The organism is Pseudomonas sp. R32 (assembly GCF_009866705.1).
GTDB classification, from domain to species: domain Bacteria; phylum Pseudomonadota; class Gammaproteobacteria; order Pseudomonadales; family Pseudomonadaceae; genus Aquipseudomonas; species Aquipseudomonas donghuensis.
This window is the reverse complement of sequence record NZ_CP019396.1, coordinates 2478963-2493380: the sequence shown is the minus strand read 5'-3', so window position 1 is coordinate 2493380 and position 14418 is coordinate 2478963. Positions and strand designations below refer to the sequence as shown.

General features: G+C 64.8%; 16 protein-coding genes and 1 pseudogene. 7 read left to right on the top strand and 10 right to left on the bottom strand.

What is annotated here, in order from left to right; genetic code table 11:
* Nucleotides 1-53 precede the first annotated feature (53 nt).
* Nucleotides 54-1574 (bottom strand): nitric oxide reductase transcriptional regulator NorR, encoded by a 1521-nt coding sequence (gene norR, locus PspR32_RS11610; RefSeq protein WP_036995941.1) that lies wholly within the window; start codon nucleotides 1572-1574, stop codon nucleotides 54-56.
* A gap of 174 nt (nucleotides 1575-1748) precedes the next feature.
* On the opposite strand from norR, the pseudogene PspR32_RS11605 reads away from it, so the two are divergent.
* Nucleotides 1749-2189: pseudogene (locus PspR32_RS11605) on the top strand (hemerythrin domain-containing protein); the annotation flags it as partial.
* Between the two features lie 132 nt (nucleotides 2190-2321).
* Here the strand turns inward: PspR32_RS11605 and PspR32_RS11600 are convergent.
* The 3 genes from PspR32_RS11600 to PspR32_RS11590 all read right to left on the bottom strand — a co-directional run bounded on the left by PspR32_RS11600 (nucleotide 2322) and on the right by PspR32_RS11590 (nucleotide 4327).
* Nucleotides 2322-2759: a CopD family copper resistance protein gene (locus PspR32_RS11600; protein ID WP_010221927.1), complete on the bottom strand. Its 438-nt coding sequence runs from the start codon at nucleotides 2757-2759 to the stop codon at nucleotides 2322-2324.
* Between the two features lie 17 nt (nucleotides 2760-2776).
* Nucleotides 2777-3967 carry an NnrS family protein gene (locus PspR32_RS11595; RefSeq protein WP_159388510.1) on the bottom strand — a complete coding sequence of 397 codons (1191 nt, stop codon included), beginning with the start codon at nucleotides 3965-3967 and terminating at the stop codon, nucleotides 2777-2779.
* Between the two features lie 84 nt (nucleotides 3968-4051).
* On the bottom strand, nucleotides 4052-4327 hold the full coding sequence (locus PspR32_RS11590) for a hypothetical protein (protein WP_145997604.1): 276 nt from the start codon (nucleotides 4325-4327) through the stop codon (nucleotides 4052-4054).
* Here PspR32_RS11590 and PspR32_RS11585 point away from each other — a divergent pair.
* Nucleotides 4326-5009, top strand: a complete 684-nt coding sequence (locus tag PspR32_RS11585) for a Crp/Fnr family transcriptional regulator (protein WP_159388509.1) — start codon at nucleotides 4326-4328, stop codon at nucleotides 5007-5009. The genes PspR32_RS11590 and PspR32_RS11585 overlap by 2 nt on opposite strands.
* Complete coding sequence (locus tag PspR32_RS11580; RefSeq protein ID WP_010221924.1) at nucleotides 5006-5197, top strand: hypothetical protein; 192 nt, start codon at nucleotides 5006-5008, stop codon at nucleotides 5195-5197. The genes PspR32_RS11585 and PspR32_RS11580 overlap by 4 nt, the downstream gene beginning before the upstream one ends.
* On the opposite strand, the gene PspR32_RS11575 is transcribed toward PspR32_RS11580, so the two are convergent.
* The 6 genes from PspR32_RS11575 to PspR32_RS11550 all read right to left on the bottom strand — a co-directional run bounded on the left by PspR32_RS11575 (nucleotide 5194) and on the right by PspR32_RS11550 (nucleotide 10672).
* Complete coding sequence (locus tag PspR32_RS11575) at nucleotides 5194-7032, bottom strand: nitric oxide reductase activation protein NorD (RefSeq protein WP_159388508.1); 1839 nt, start codon at nucleotides 7030-7032, stop codon at nucleotides 5194-5196. The genes PspR32_RS11580 and PspR32_RS11575 overlap by 4 nt on opposite strands.
* Nucleotides 7033-7107: 75 nt before the next feature.
* Nucleotides 7108-8535 (bottom strand): cbb3-type cytochrome c oxidase subunit I, encoded by a 1428-nt coding sequence (locus tag PspR32_RS11570; RefSeq protein ID WP_010221922.1) that lies wholly within the window; start codon nucleotides 8533-8535, stop codon nucleotides 7108-7110.
* A gap of 3 nt (nucleotides 8536-8538) precedes the next feature.
* Entirely contained in the window at nucleotides 8539-8979 is a 441-nt protein-coding gene (locus tag PspR32_RS11565; protein WP_010221921.1) for a c-type cytochrome, read from the bottom strand.
* Nucleotides 8980-9069: 90 nt separating this feature from the next.
* Nucleotides 9070-9306, bottom strand: coding sequence for a cytochrome C oxidase subunit IV family protein (locus PspR32_RS11560; RefSeq protein WP_010221920.1), 237 nt, complete (start codon nucleotides 9304-9306; stop codon nucleotides 9070-9072).
* Nucleotides 9307-9315: 9 nt separating this feature from the next.
* Nucleotides 9316-9894, bottom strand: a complete 579-nt coding sequence (locus PspR32_RS11555) for a cytochrome c oxidase subunit 3 (protein ID WP_026001241.1) — start codon at nucleotides 9892-9894, stop codon at nucleotides 9316-9318.
* Nucleotides 9878-10672, bottom strand: coding sequence for a CbbQ/NirQ/NorQ/GpvN family protein (locus tag PspR32_RS11550; protein WP_036995884.1), 795 nt, complete (start codon nucleotides 10670-10672; stop codon nucleotides 9878-9880). The genes PspR32_RS11555 and PspR32_RS11550 overlap by 17 nt, the downstream gene beginning before the upstream one ends.
* A 199-nt stretch (nucleotides 10673-10871) precedes the next feature.
* Between PspR32_RS11550 and PspR32_RS11545 the strand changes: the two genes are divergently transcribed.
* Genes PspR32_RS11545 through PspR32_RS11530 form a run of 4 tightly spaced genes read left to right on the top strand, consistent with a single transcriptional unit; the run spans nucleotide 10872 to nucleotide 14417 of the window.
* On the top strand, nucleotides 10872-12560 hold the full coding sequence (locus tag PspR32_RS11545) for a nitrite reductase (RefSeq protein WP_010221917.1): 1689 nt from the start codon (nucleotides 10872-10874) through the stop codon (nucleotides 12558-12560).
* Between the two features lie 24 nt (nucleotides 12561-12584).
* Nucleotides 12585-12899 carry a c-type cytochrome gene (locus PspR32_RS11540; RefSeq protein WP_010221916.1) on the top strand — a complete coding sequence of 105 codons (315 nt, stop codon included), beginning with the start codon at nucleotides 12585-12587 and terminating at the stop codon, nucleotides 12897-12899.
* Nucleotides 12900-12918: 19 nt separating this feature from the next.
* A complete protein-coding gene (locus PspR32_RS11535; RefSeq protein WP_010221915.1) occupies nucleotides 12919-13242 on the top strand; it encodes a c-type cytochrome in 324 nt (107 codons plus the stop codon).
* Nucleotides 13239-14417, top strand: a complete 1179-nt coding sequence (locus PspR32_RS11530) for a cytochrome D1 domain-containing protein (RefSeq protein ID WP_159388507.1) — start codon at nucleotides 13239-13241, stop codon at nucleotides 14415-14417. Before PspR32_RS11535 ends, PspR32_RS11530 begins: the two co-directional genes overlap by 4 nt.
* The last annotated feature ends 1 nt before the right edge of the window (nucleotide 14418 follow it).

The following is a 14418-nucleotide window of genomic DNA, read 5'->3' as shown; positions in this document are numbered from 1 at the left end:
AGTCTGTAAGCTGCGACACCGGCAGGCCTTGATCACCATCAACGCTCCGAGTGTTACTTGAGGCGCAAGCGCCTGGCCAGTTTGTGCAGGTTGCTCGGGTCGACCGCCAACAGCCGCGCGGCACTGGCCCAGTTATCCCCGCTCAGGCGCAGCGCCTGGGCAATGGCCTGGCGCTGGCAGGCATCGACGGCGTCGCTCAGGGAGGGATGCGCCAAGCTGGCGGCAACCGGTTGATCCGCCAGCGGCGCCGCTGCCGGCGCGCTATCGAGGTCGAGCACCTCCGGCTCCAGGGTAATGATCAGGCTACGGCTGCCTTCGCGGCTCAATTGCTTGAGCGCGGCGCGGCTGATCACATGCTCAAGCTCACGCACGTTGCCCGGCCAGTGGTAGGCCAGCAGCGCCCGCTCGGCCGCCGCCGACAGGCGCAAACCGCGCAGCCCCAGACGGGTGCGGTTGAGTTCGAGGAACTGCCCGGCAATCATCAACACATCGTTGCCGCGCTCGCGCAACGGTGGAATCGGTAGCGGGTACACCGACAGGCGATGGTAGAGGTCGGCGCGAAACAGGCCGTCGCGAATGCTGTCGGGCAAATGCCGGTTGGTCGCGGCGATGATGCGCACATCCACGTGCAGCGGCTTGTCGGCGCCCAGGCGCTGGATCTCGCCGTTTTGCAGGGTGCGCAACAGTTTGGCCTGTACGCTCAGGGGCAGCTCGCCGACTTCATCGAGAAACAACGTACCGCCATTGGCTGCATCGAAGCGCCCGGCGCGGTCGCTGCTGGCGCCGGAGAACGCGCCTTTGACATGGCCGAACAGCTCGCTCTCGGCCAGCGACTCGGGCAAGGCCGCGCAGTTGACCTGGATCAGCGGCTTGTGGCTGCGTCGCGACAGGCGATGCAGGCGGCGGGCGAACAGCTCCTTGCCGACCCCGGTCTCGCCCAGCAGCAATACCGGCAGATCGGCATCGGCCAGTACTTCAATCTCGTTGAGCAACTGCTGCAACACCGCACTGTGACCGAGGATCTCGCCCTCTTCCACAGGCCTGCGCAAGTCCTGGGGCTCGCTGCGCGACAGGCGCAGGCTGCGGTTCTCCTGCTCCAGGCGGGTGACCCGCAAGGCAGCCTCGATCTGCAGGGTGCAGCGCTTGAGTTCATCGCGGGCATCGCTGCCGAAGGTCCCGGCCTTAAGCGCATCGAGGGTGATCGCGCCCCAGACCTGGCCTTCCACGTAGAGGCTGACGCCCATGCAGTCGTGAACGGCCAAGGGTTCGTGCAGCGCGGTCTCGAGCAGGCCATCGTAGGGGTCCGGCAGGCGGCTGTCGGGCTCGAACCAGGTCGGCTCGCGCGAGGCCATGATCGCTGCCAGGCGCGGATGCTGGGCGATCACGAAGCGCCTGCCGAGGGCTTCGTGGACCAGGCCGACACAGGCCAGCGGCCGCAGGCTGTCGCCTTCGAGCCGGAGCAGGCCGACGGCGCCGCAGTTGAAGTATTCGCGCAGCGTCTGCACCAGACGCTGCAAGCGCACGGCATTGGGCAGCTCGACGATCAGGTCGGCGGCAAGGCTTTCACGCAGCATGGTAGTCATCACCCTCTGTGGTTATCGCTACCCTGAGGTATTCGGGTGAATTTCACCACATCCACAGCAACGGCCCTTGATTTCGGGCAATTAAAGCTGGCATGGGCGATGCAATGGTCCTGGGGAACCTTTGCCAACAGACCAGGAGCCCTGATGAACCCGACACTCTCCCCGGCCGAACTGATTGCCTACATCCTCTCCCGCTACCACGACCGCCACCGCCAGCAGTTGCCGGAACTGATCCGCCTGGCCCGACGTGTGGAGCAGGTCCACGGTGGCCATGACCATTGCCCCAACGGCCTGGCCGATCACCTGCAGGACATGCAGCAGGAACTTGAAGGGCACATGCTCAAGGAAGAACAGGTGCTGTTCCCCTTGCTGCAACGGGGCATGGGCCGCCAGGCCGGTGCGCCGATCCAGGTTATGCGTCTGGAGCATGATCAACATGGCCAGGCGCTGGAGCGCTTGAGCTTGCTGACCGACGAAATAACCGCGCCGGAGGGCGCCTGCAACACGTGGCGCACCCTGTACCGCGGGCTGGAGGAGTTTCGCGAGGATCTGCTGCAGCATATTCATCTGGAGAACGATGTGCTGTTCGTCAACGCACTGGCCTGATGGCTGGCCTTTGTGGGAGCTGGCCTTGCCCGCGGCCGTAATTCAGACGCCACTTGATGTGCTGGCTGTACCGGCCTCATCGCGGGTCAAAGCCCGCTCCTACAAGTAGTGCCCGCCTTAGTACGGCGCAGGCTAGTGCCAATAGAACATCGCCTTGGCCAGGATCACGATCACCAGCATATGGCCAAGAATGCTGCAGCGGATCCAACGCGCCCGCCCCTGGCTCAAGCGTCCGCGCTTGAGCCAGAACGCCAGCAACAGGTAATGACCAATGATGCTCAGGGCCAGGACGATCTTCAGGCTCAGCAGGCTGGCAAAGCTGCTGGCCAACGGCTGGCTCAAGGCCGCGCGGTGATGCCAGGCCAGGCCAACACCGGCGCCATACAGCAGCAACACCACGCCATGCAGCACCTTGCGCGAACGCACCGACAGCGCCTGGTCGACCCCGGCCTGCGCCGCAACCGGCACATGCCGGCGCGCCGCTTGCCAGATGAGCACTTCGAAAAACAGCGTGCCGATAAAGGCGATGGCCGCCAGTAGATGAATCACCAACAAATACGGATACAACATCCTTCGCCTCCAGGCGCTTAACCAGGATGCCCGTCAACCCGGGCGCGCAGCAGCATCGGTGCATAGCGCCAGGTATACACGGCAAACGCCAGCCCCCAGCACGCCCCGGCCAGCCACAAGCCCGCCATCGGCATCCACGGCACCAACAGCACCCGGCTGAGCGCAGCCAGGTTGAGCAGAACGAACGCCAGGGTCATCCCCGCCGGCGGCTGCAACGCCCGCCCGGTATGACCCAGGCTGACCCGGGCAATCATCGCCAGGATCAACCCGGCCATGGCGCCGATAGTCAGGCAATGCACCGCCAGGCTCGGGTTCAACGGCACGCCGAAATGCCACAGGGCCATGCCCAGGCAGGCCAGGGCCAACCAGCCGTAGGCCAGGTGCAACGACCACAGCAGCGGCACTTGCCAAATCCCGCGGTCATGCCAGCGCCACAGGCGCACTACATGCCCGAGCGCCAGGGCGGCAAACAGCAGGCCGACCCCGGCATTGGCCGTCAGGGCAGGCCCTGCCGCATACAGCACCGCTACCAGCGCCGACCCCGCCAGCAACAGCCAGTCGAGCCAGGGCCAGGGCACTACCGCCTCGGTCCGCCCCAAGCCGCGCAGGGTGAAGAACGGAATCACCCGCCCGCCAATCAGGCCCATCATCGCCGCCACCAGCCAGATGCCGCCGAGCACGCCCTGGCGCTGCCAGCCATCGTGGCCTTGCACCAGGCCATACACCGCCAGGCCATCGACCGCCGTCAACAACAGCAAGACCATCACTATCGGGTAGTTGCGCTTTTGCCGTACCTGCCACAGGGTGCTGCCCATCAACACCGCCACCAGCAACGGGAAGCCCAGTTCCAGCAGCGCCAGCAACGGCCAGGGCGCATTCGCCAGCCACGCCACCCGCCCGGCCAGCCACAGTAGCGCCAGGCCCGCCAGCGGCTTGCCACTCAGGCCCGGTTGCCCGGTCCAGGTCTGCACCGCCGTAAGCAAAAAGCCGGCGATGATCGCCAGGCCGAAACCGAACACCAGTTCATGCCGGTGCCAGGCCAGCCAACCGCCGGCCGGCTGCCAGGTGCCAAGGGCGCCGTTCAGCGCCGCCAGCCACAGCGGTATCGCCAACACTGCCAGCGCACAGCCAGCGAGGAACAACGGCCGGAACGCCAGGCGCAAGAGTGGCACGATGGCCAGCGCTTTACGGCGATCAAGTACTTGCATCAAGCCTCTCCTTACCTTGTTGCCGGGTCGTACTGAGCCCGGCCTCATCATCTGCCATCGGCAGGCTGCCACCCTTGTCGCACGTCAAGGCGCGCGGCGTGCAACGGCGTAGGCTGCCAATCGCTGTTGAATACGCCAGTGCAAGGGTTGTGCCCTGGCGTGATTGCGGGCTGAAGCAGGAGAAACAAGGGTAAAAATAACCCTGTAACGGTCAATTTCACCCAAGCGCCGTGGGTATTTTTCACCCTCAAGTATCAGCACGCCATACAACCCGGGGCTTGCCGCCTGGCCCGGCTCTTGCTCGACGCCTACATCCAGGTTCGAGCCCCACCCCTTTTCCGCTTGAGGATGAAATGCCATGGTGCTTCACCGCGTCCACCACCAGATCCTGCGTACTCACCACCTGTTCGAGCCCTTGAACGACGAGCAGCTCGATGAATTGATGGGCAGCAGCCAACTGCTCAGCGTCGACAAGGGCGAGCCGCTGTTCCGTCAGGGCGAGCCGGCCGAGGCGTTCTACTTCGTGATTGCCGGTGCGGTGAAGATCTACCGTTTGACCCCGGACGGCCAGGAGAAGGTCTTCGAAGTCATCGGCCCGCGGCAGACCTTCGCCGAAGCGATGATGCTGATGGACACGCCCAATTATGTCGCCTCGGCCGAAGCGGTCGGGCAAACGCAGCTCTATCGGCTCTCGACCAGCACCTACATGCGCCTGCTGCAGAGCAACAGCCGGCTGACCTTCGCCCTGCTCGGCAAGCTCTGTATGCGCCTGCACCAGCGGGTCAATGAAATCGAGACGTTGTCGCTGAAAAATGCCACCCACCGGGTGGTGCGCTACCTGTTGACGCAACTGATGCACGCCGAGCCGGTGCAGCGCCAGTTCGAACTGCCGATGGCCAAGCAACTGATAGCCGGCCACCTGTCGATCCAGCCGGAGACCTTTTCAAGGATCATCCGCCGCCTGATCGATGAAAAGATCATCACTCAGGACGGTCGGCGCATCGCCATTCTCGATCGGCCGCGGCTGGAGCAATTCGAATGAATGCCCTGCCGGTATGCCTGTACTGCGAACACACCAATCCCGCCAAGGCCAGCACCTGTGAGCACTGCGGCATGCCGCTGCCCGCTACCGCAGCATTGGCCGGTGCGCGACAACAGTTGCGCTTCCTGTGGTTCTGCATCGGCCTGACGCTGTTCTGTGTGGCAATGGTGTTCTGGTTGCCGCGCTAAGGCTGGGTCAACTGCCGATACAGCTGCGGCAAACGCTGCGGCAGTTGCTCAGGCTGGTGTATCAGGGCGTAGCCGTTGCTGCCGAACATGTACGGCAGGTAGGCACCGGCCTTGCGGTCGATGGTGATGCAAAAGGGTGTCAGGCCCAGGCGCCGGGCTTCACGCACCGCTTCGCGGGTGTCTTCAACGCCATATCGGCCTTCGTAAAGGTCCAGGTCATTGGGCTTGCCATCGCTGAGCAGCAGCAACAGCTTGCGCTGTCGCTTACGGCCACCAAGCACTTGGCTTGCCTGGCGAATCGCAGCGCCCATGCGCGTGTAGTAACCCGGTTTGAGCCCCTGGATCTTGCCGCGCGTGACATCGTCATAGCGCTGATCGAACGCTTTGAGTTGCTGCATGCGCACCTGCTGGCGACGCAACGAAGAAAACCCGTACAGGGCAAACTCATCCCCCAGCGTCGACAGGGTTTCGCCGAACAGCAGCAGGCTGTCGCGGATCACGTCGATCACCCGCTGCTCATCGTTCAAGTGGGCGTCGGTGGACATCGATACATCGGCCAGCAACAGGCAGGCAAGATCGCGGCGAACGCGGCGCTGCTCCAGGAACAGGCCACGCTCGGCGCATTGCCCATGCACACGTTCGACATGAAAATCCAGCCAGGCCTGCAGGTCAGGTTCGCTGCCCTGGGGCTGCTGACGCAACCACTGGCGATCCGTGCGCAGGTGCTCGAACTGCCGGCGCAGGCGCCGTGCCGGGCCTTGCAGCCGCGCTGGCAGCGGTTGGGGCATGCAATCACGCGGTTCGAGCAACTGCAGGTTGACGAAACCGGCTTGCAGGCGGCCTTGGCGATAGTCCCATTCCGGCAACTTGATGCCTGCACCCAGGGGGATGTCGTCGACGTCCGCCGGCGGCAGGTCCAGGTGCAGTTTCAGGCCACCACCCTTGCGGATACGGGTGCGCGACAGGGTCAATTGATCGAGGTCTTCGGCCACCCGGGCAGCGTCCGGGTCCTGGCTATCGTCCTCCCAGCGGTCGAGGTCGACGTGTTCGGTCCAACTGAACAGGTTCTCCAGGCGCACGATCAACAGGCCGCCCTTGGCCGGGCTGTCATCGACACGGCTGGCGCGTTTGCGTCCGCCCTGCTGCTGGCCGGGGGTGTTGGGCAGCTCGTTTTGCGCGTCTTCAAGGTCACCCGCCTGAGGGCTGGCAAGGTGCAGCGGCGGATACAACCACAGCGGCAGCGGCCAGGCCGCCCGTTCACTGCGCGGAAACACCTCGACGCTGCCCGGCTCGCGCAGGGCCTGGCGCAAGGCGCGTTCAAGCAGCGCAGCATCCGGGCTTAGCGAGGCCGGATCCGGGCGCAGTTGCAGGTGCGCATCGACCAGCCGTTGGTAGCGGCTCGCCAACCCCGGAAAGCGTTGCAGCAGCTCACGCGTCCAGCGCTGGTTGTCTCGCCCCCAGTGGCGCATCGGCCCCGATTGCGCCGCGAGCAAGGCCAGCCAGCGATACAGCTCTTCGTTCAAGGCAGCGTCGGGGAATACTGCCAGGTGCGCCGGCAAGCGCACGTTGTGCGCGTCACACCAGGCCAGCGGCGCCTGCTTGCAGGTGCCGGCGATCTGCTGCAACAGGCTGCGGCGCAGCAGCAGGTCACGCTCGCTGGCGGCCTCCACACCGATGCCGCCCGCCCCGCCCATGGCCCTGAACAACAGCGCCAGGCGCCGTTGCCTGGGGGCCAGTTCGACCCCTGCCTCGGGGAAATCGACACTCGCCCGGCGGGTAATGAAACGATGCCAGAGACTGCCGACCCATTCTTCCAATTCGACCGTGAAGGCCATGCTGCCTCCTGTGTACAACGCAGAAAGCGGCCCGCTGCATCAGCCGGGCCGCAGGTGTTCAAACACTAATGCCGTTCACGAAGGCACTACCCTGGCCGGTGCGCGCAAGGCGGCGCGGCCACGCTGGCGAAAACTCAGCAGGTAGCACAACAGCCCCGCGAGAAAGCCCACGCCGCTGACCAGCCGCGCCCAGAACAGCCCGCGCAACTGATCGGTGGTGGACATGAACGGCAAGGCGCTGCCATCTTCGGCCCAGCGCTGCAACAGCACCTGGACCACGCCGGCGGCGGTGAGCAGCAAGGTGATCATCACCATCGACAGGGTCATCAGCCAGAAGCCCCACACCTCAAGGGTCTGCGAGCGCTCATCGGCGGCCTCGCCGAGCCCGCGCAGGCGCGGCATGGCATAGCTGATCAAGGTCATGACGATCATTGCGTAGGCGCCGTAGAAGGCCAGGTGGCCATGGGCGGCGGTGAGCTGGGTACCATGGGTGTAGTAGTTGACCGGCGCCAGGGTGTGCAGGAAACCCCAGACGCCGGCGCCGAAGAACGCCGTGACCGTGGTGCCCTTGGCCCACAGGGTGGCGGCGCGGTTGGGGTGCTGGCGGCGGCGGTTTTTCACCATGCTGAAGGCGAACATGACCATGGCCAGGAACGGCAGCGGCTCCAGCGCCGAGAAGATCGAACCGACCCACAGCCACACCTCGGGCGCACCGATCCAGAAGAAGTGGTGGCCGGTACCGATGATGCCGGTAATCAACGCCATGGCGATGATCACATACAGCCATTTTTCCACCACCTCGCGGTCAACCCCGGTGATCTTGATCAGCACGAAGGCCAGCATCGAGCCCATGATCAGCTCCCACACGCCCTCGACCCAAAGATGCACCACCCACCACCAGTAGAACTTGTCGCGGGCAAGGTTGCCGGGGTTGTAGAAGGAGAACAGGAAGAACACCGCAAGGCCGATCAGGCCGGTCATCATCACCATGCTCACGGTGGTCTTGCGGCCTTTGAGCAGGGTCATGCCGATGTTGTAGAGAAAGCCCAGGCAGACCACGACGATGCCCAGCTTGGTGATGGTCGGCTGCTCGAGGAACTCGCGCCCCATGGTCGGCAGCAGCTCGTTGTGGGTCAGCCGCGCAAGGCCGGCATAGGGCACCAGCAGATAGCCGAGGATGGTCAGCACACCGGCGGCGGCGAACACCCAGAACAGCAGGATCGCCAGCCTTGGGCTGTGCAGCTCGCGGTCGGCTTCTTCCGGCACCAGGTAATACGCCGCGCCCATGAAGCCGAACAGCAGCCAGACGATCAGCAGGTTGGTGTGCACCATGCGCGCCACGTTGAACGGAATGGCCGGGAACAGGAAGTCCCCGATCACGTATTGCAGGCCCATGATCAAACCGAACAGCACCTGGCCGAGGAACAGGATCAGGGCGAACACGAAGTAGGGTTTGGCAACGGCCTGGGAGGCAAATTTAAGATGCGGATTGGCAACGTTCATCACTCAGCCCTCCTGGTTTGGCGGCCAGCCATTGGTGTTGATGTTCGAGCTCCATTTGAGGAATTCGGCGATGTCGTCGACTTCCTGTTCGCTCAGGTTGAACTGCGGCATGGCCCGGCGGCCGGGCACGCCCAGCGGCTGCATCTTCATCCAGGCATGCATGAACGGCTTGAAGCCTTCTTCGCCGCCACGGCGCTTGAACACATTGCCCAGCTCCGGCGCAAAGTACGCGCCCTCGCCCAGCAGCGTGTGGCAGCCGACGCAGTTGTTCTGCTCCCAGACCGTCTTGCCGCGCACCACCGCGTCGGTCAATTGCGCGGCGTTGCTGCGTTCGGGAAAGGTCTGTTCGGTGTGGTAGGTCAAAGCCAGGAATATCAGGAAGAAGAACACGCTTCCCCCGAAATAGATGTTCCTGGCCATGCCCTTGGTGAAGGTCTCTGACATGGTCGCTTCCTCATTGCTTGGCCTGGCCATGATAGAAAGCGCGGGGTAAAAACCTGCTTGATGGCGATCAAGAAACGCCGATGGTTTTACTCAGGTATTAGCGGCCAGGCTCAGGCCCACCAGCGCGGCCAACACCAGGGCCCAGCTCAGCAGCAACCAGCGCCAGCGCTGCGGACCGTGGCGCAGTTCCATGAAGCCATCGGTGATCAACCAGGCCTTGGCCACCGCCAGCAGCAGGATCAGCGCGCCCTGGCCGAGCATCACCGTGCCCAGGCTCAGGCATGTCAAGGCAAGCCAGCACAGCAGCAGGAATATCGATGTCGGCATGCGCCCTCCTCACCCGAGCAGGTAAACCAGCGGGAACAGCAACACCCAGACCAGATCGACCATGTGCCAGTACAGCACCCCGGATTCAAAGCCGCTGCAGGTGCCCGGGCCAAGGCTGCGACGCCAGGCCATCTGCGCCAGCCAGGCCAGGATCAGCATGCCGAGCAGGACATGGAGAAAGTGAAAGCCGGTGAGGATCCAGTACAAGGTGAAGAAAGTGTTGTGCTCGATGCCCAGCCCGGCGCCGAGCAAGTGGCGGTATTCGCCGAGCTTGAGCGCCACATAGACACTGGCCACCAGCAAGGCGGCCAGCAGCAACACTGCCGCCCGCCGCGACCGGTGCTTGCGCACCTGCACCTGGGCCAGCGCCGCCAGCAGCCCGGCGCTGAGCAGGCTCAGGGTCATCGCCAGGCCGGTGGAGCTGTCGAGCAAGGCGCGACTGGTGGCGAACAGCTGCGGCTTGAGTTGCCGGGTCACGGCAAAGGCCAGGATCAGGATGGCGAACACCGAAAGCTCGGCGAGGATGAACAGCCACATCGCCAGGTCGCCCGGCAGTTGCCGGGGCATTGGCTCAAGGGAAGTGGACATCGACCACGTCCATCAACGCCGCGACCGTCAGCGGGTCATCGGTGAGCGGCTCGGCCAGGCAGGCCAGGCACGCTTCTCGCGGGTGCATGCCGGCAGCGATCATGCGCGCGGTAAAAATCAGCAGGCGGGTCGAGGCCACCTCTTCCAGGTCGTGTTGGTCCAGGCGGCGCAGCGCCTGGCCGAGCTTGACGATCTGGTTGGCCAGGGCGCCATCGACCCCGGCCTCACGGCGTACGATGTGCGCTTCTTCGGCTGCGGGCAGGTAGTCGAAGCGCATCGCCACAAAGCGCTGGCGGGTGCTGGGCTTCATACCCTTGAGCAGGTTCTGGTAGCCGGGGTTATAGGACACCACCAGCATGAACGACGGCGGCGCCTGCAACACTTCGCCGGTGCGTTCGAGAAACAGCTCGCGGCGGCCATCGGCCAGCGGGTGCAACACCACCACCGTGTCCTGACGCGCCTCGACCACTTCGTCGAGGTAGCAGATGCCGCCTTCGCGCACCGCACGGGTCAGCGGGCCGTCCTGCCACCAGGTGCCCTGGGCGCCGATCAGGTGGCGGCCGACCAGGTCGGCGGCGCTGAGGTCATCGTGGCAGGCCACGGTGTGCAGCGGCAGGTGCAGGCGCTGGGCCATGTGCTGGACGAAGCGGGTCTTGCCACAGCCGGTGGGGCCTTTGATCAGCACCGGCATGCCGTGGCGCCAGGCCTGTTCGAACAATGCCCGTTCGTTGCCGTGCGCTTGATAGAAGGGTTCGCAGCGAGGTTCTGTGAGGTCCATGGCTTACCTGGGTAGACAGCGGGTTCGACCACCACGCTAAGAGCCCCTGCGACAACCTGGCAAGCACCATGGCCGGCAAACTTGATCGCCGTCAAGCGGTCCGCAGCCTGCTCCGGCATAGCCTTTCCCGGCACCAAGAACCTGCGCTCTGTCCTGGCGTTCCAGCACATCGCAAAGGTCTAGCCTGAGGAGAGAAGGAATGCTGATCAGTAATCGAAAAACCTTTGCCCTGAGCCTCGCCAGCCTCTGTTCGGCGCTGGCGCTGGCGTTGCCCACCAGCGTCGGCGCCGAGCAGAAAAGCGCTGCCGCGCAACCGGCCATGGTCACCACGGCCGGCGCGCCGGACATGACCCAGGCCGATTTCGATGCCGCCAAGGAGATCTACTTCCAGCGCTGCGCCGGTTGTCATGGCGTGCTGCGCAAGGGCGCCACCGGCAAGCCGCTGACCCCGGACATCACCCAGGCCCGTGGCCAGGCCTACCTGGAAGCGTTGATCAGCTATGGCTCGCCAGCCGGCATGCCGAACTGGGGCACCTCCAACGCGCTGACCAAGGCGCAGATCACCAGCATGGCCCAGTTCATCCAGCACACCCCGCCAACGCCGCCGGAATGGGGCATGGCCGAAACCCGCAACACCTGGAAGCTGCTGGTCAAGCCCGAAGACCGCCCTACCCGCCAGCTGAGTACGCTCAACCTGCAGAACCTGTTCTCGGTGACCCTGCGCGACGACGGCAAGATCGCCCTGATCGATGGCGACAGCAAGCAGATCGTCAAGCTCATCGAGACCGGCTACGCCGTGCACATCTCACGGATCTCGGCGTCCGGCCGTTACCTGCTGGTGATCGGCCGCGACGCGCGCATCGACATGATCGACCTGTGGCCCAAAGAGCCGACCAAGGTCGCCGAGATCAAGGTCGGCATCGAGGCGCGCTCGGTGGAGACCTCCAAGTTCAAGGGCTTCGAAGACAAGTACACCATCGCCGGTTCCTACTGGCCGCCGCAGTTCACCATCATGGACGGCGAGACCCTGGAGCCCAAGCAGATCGTCTCGACCCGCGGCATGACCGTCGACAAGCAGGAGTACCACCCCGAGCCACGAGTGGCGGCGATCATCGCCTCCCACGAATGGCCGGAGTTCATCGTCAACGTCAAGGAAACCGGCAAGGTCATGCTGGTCAACTACGAAGACATCAAGAACCTCACCATCACCAGCATCGACGCGGCGCCGTTCCTGCATGACGGCGGCTGGGACAGCAGCCACCGCTACTTCATGACGGCGGCCAACAACGCCAACAAGGTCGCGGTGATCGACTCCAAGGAGCGCCGCCTGACTGCCCTGGTCGACGTCGGCAAGACTCCGCACCCCGGCCGTGGCGCCAACTTCGTGCACCCGCAGTTCGGCCCGGTGTGGGCCACCAGCCACCTGGGCGATGCCGGCATCTCGATGATCGGCACCGACCCGCTCAAGCACCCGCAGTACGCCTGGAAACAGGTCGGCTCGCTCAAGGGCCAGGGCGGCGGCTCGCTGTTCATCAAGACCCACCCCGACTCGCGCCACCTGTACGTCGATACCACCCTCAACCCGGACGCCAAGCTCAGCCAGTCGGTGGCGGTGTTCGACATCGACAAGCTCGACGCCGGCTACAAGGTGCTGCCGATCGCCGAGTACTCGGGGATCAAGCAAGGCGCCCTGCGCGTGGTCCAGCCCGAATACAACAAGGCCGGTGACGAGGTGTGGTTCTCGGTATGGAACGGCCAGACCGAAGAGTCGGCGCTGGTGGTGATCGACGACAAGACCCTGGCGCTCAAGCAGGTGATCAAGGACAAGCGGCTGATCACGCCAACCGGCAAGTTCAATGTCTACAACACCCAACACGACATTTATTGAGCTTCATCAACGCAAGGAGTCGTCATGAAAAATACCCTGCTGTCACTGTGCACCCTGGCCGCTGCGTTGAGCCTGCAAACGGCCCTGGCCGATGACGGGCTGGCGCTGTTCCAGAGCAAGTCCTGCGTTGCCTGCCATGCCGTCGACGCCAAGCTGGTAGGCCCGGCGCTCAAGGACGTGGCGGCCAAGAACGCCGGCGTCAGTGGCGCCGCCGACACCCTGGCCAGCCATATCAAGAACGGTACCCAAGGCAACTGGGGGCCGATCCCGATGCCGGCCAATGCGGTCAGTGATGATGAAGCAAAACAGTTGGCCAACTGGGTCTTGAGCCTCAAGTAACCCACCCAAGGAGGGCGTCATGAAAACTCACCGCGCTGTTATGTGCCTGGCGGCCCTCCTGCTCTGCCCCCCCGTTTTCAGCGCGCCTGACGCCCTGCGCCAGGCGCAGCTCAAACACCTGCTGGCCCAGGACTGCGGCGCCTGCCATGGCCTGCACCTGACCGGCGGCCTGGGCCCGGAACTGACCCCGGCGGCCCTGGCCGGCAAACCCCGTGACGGCCTGATCGCTACCGTGCGCCTGGGCCGCCCCGGCACCGCCATGCCCGCCTGGGAGGCGCTGTTGAGCGCCGACGACATCGGTTGGCTGGTCGATCACCTTGTGCAAGGAGCCCCCGCCCCATGATCCGACGCGTACTGATACCCGCCACCTGCGCACTGCTGGTGTCCGCCTGTACCCAGGCGCCGCCGCGCGGCAGTGGCGACCTGGGCCTGGTGGTGGAGCGCGCCAGCGGTAGCGTGCAAATCATCGAAAGCACCGCGGGCAAGGCCCTGGCGCGGATCGACGGGCTGGGCGATTTGTCCCATGCCTCGGCGGTGTTTTCCCGCGATCAACGTTATGCCTACGTGTTCGGCCGCGACGGCGGCCTGAGCAAGCTCGACCTGCTCGAACAACGCATCGACAAACGCCTGATCCAAGGCGGCAACAGCATCGGCGGTGCGATCAGCCAGGACGGCAAGCTGATCGCGGTGTCCAACTATGTGCCCGGCGGGGTCAAGGTCTTCGATGCGCACAGCCTGGAACTGGTCGCGGACATTCCCGCCACCCTGCTCGCCGACGGTAAAAAGCGCTCGCGGGTGGTCGGCCTGGTGGACGCGCCCGGCCAGCGCTTCGTGTTCAGCCTGTTCGACAGCGGCGAGATCTGGAGTGCCGATTTCAGCCTGGGCAACACGCCGAAGATCACCCGCTTTGCCAATATCGGCCAGCAGCCCTACGACGCGCTGATCAGCGCCGATGGCCGCTATTACATGGCCGGCCTGTTCGGCGAAGACGGCATGGCCCAGCTTGACCTCTGGCACCCTGAGCGCGGGGTCAAGCGCGTGCTCGGCGACTATGGTCGCGGCCAGGAAAAACTGCCGGTGTACAAGATGCCGCACCTGGAAGGCTGGGCGCTGGCCGACAACCAGGCCTTCGTCCCGGCGGTGGGACGCCATCAGGTACTGGTGATGGATGCCCGCACCTGGCAGCAGACCGACGCCATCGCCGTCGCCGGGCAACCGGTGTTTGTCACCGCGCGCCCGGACGGACGCCAGCTGTGGGTCAACTTTGCCTACCCGGACAACGACCGGGTGCAGGTCATCGATACCGAGAGCCACGCCCTGGTCGCCGACCTCAAGCCAGGCCCCGCCGTGCTGCACATGGAGTTCACCGCCCGCGGCGACCAGCTGTGGCTGTCGGTACGTGACGGCAACCAGGTGCAGGTCTGGGACCCGTACAGCCTCAAGCGCCTCGCCACCCTGCCGGCCGCGGCCCCCAGTGGCATCTTCTTTAGCAGCCGCGCCCAGCAGATGGGGTACTGAG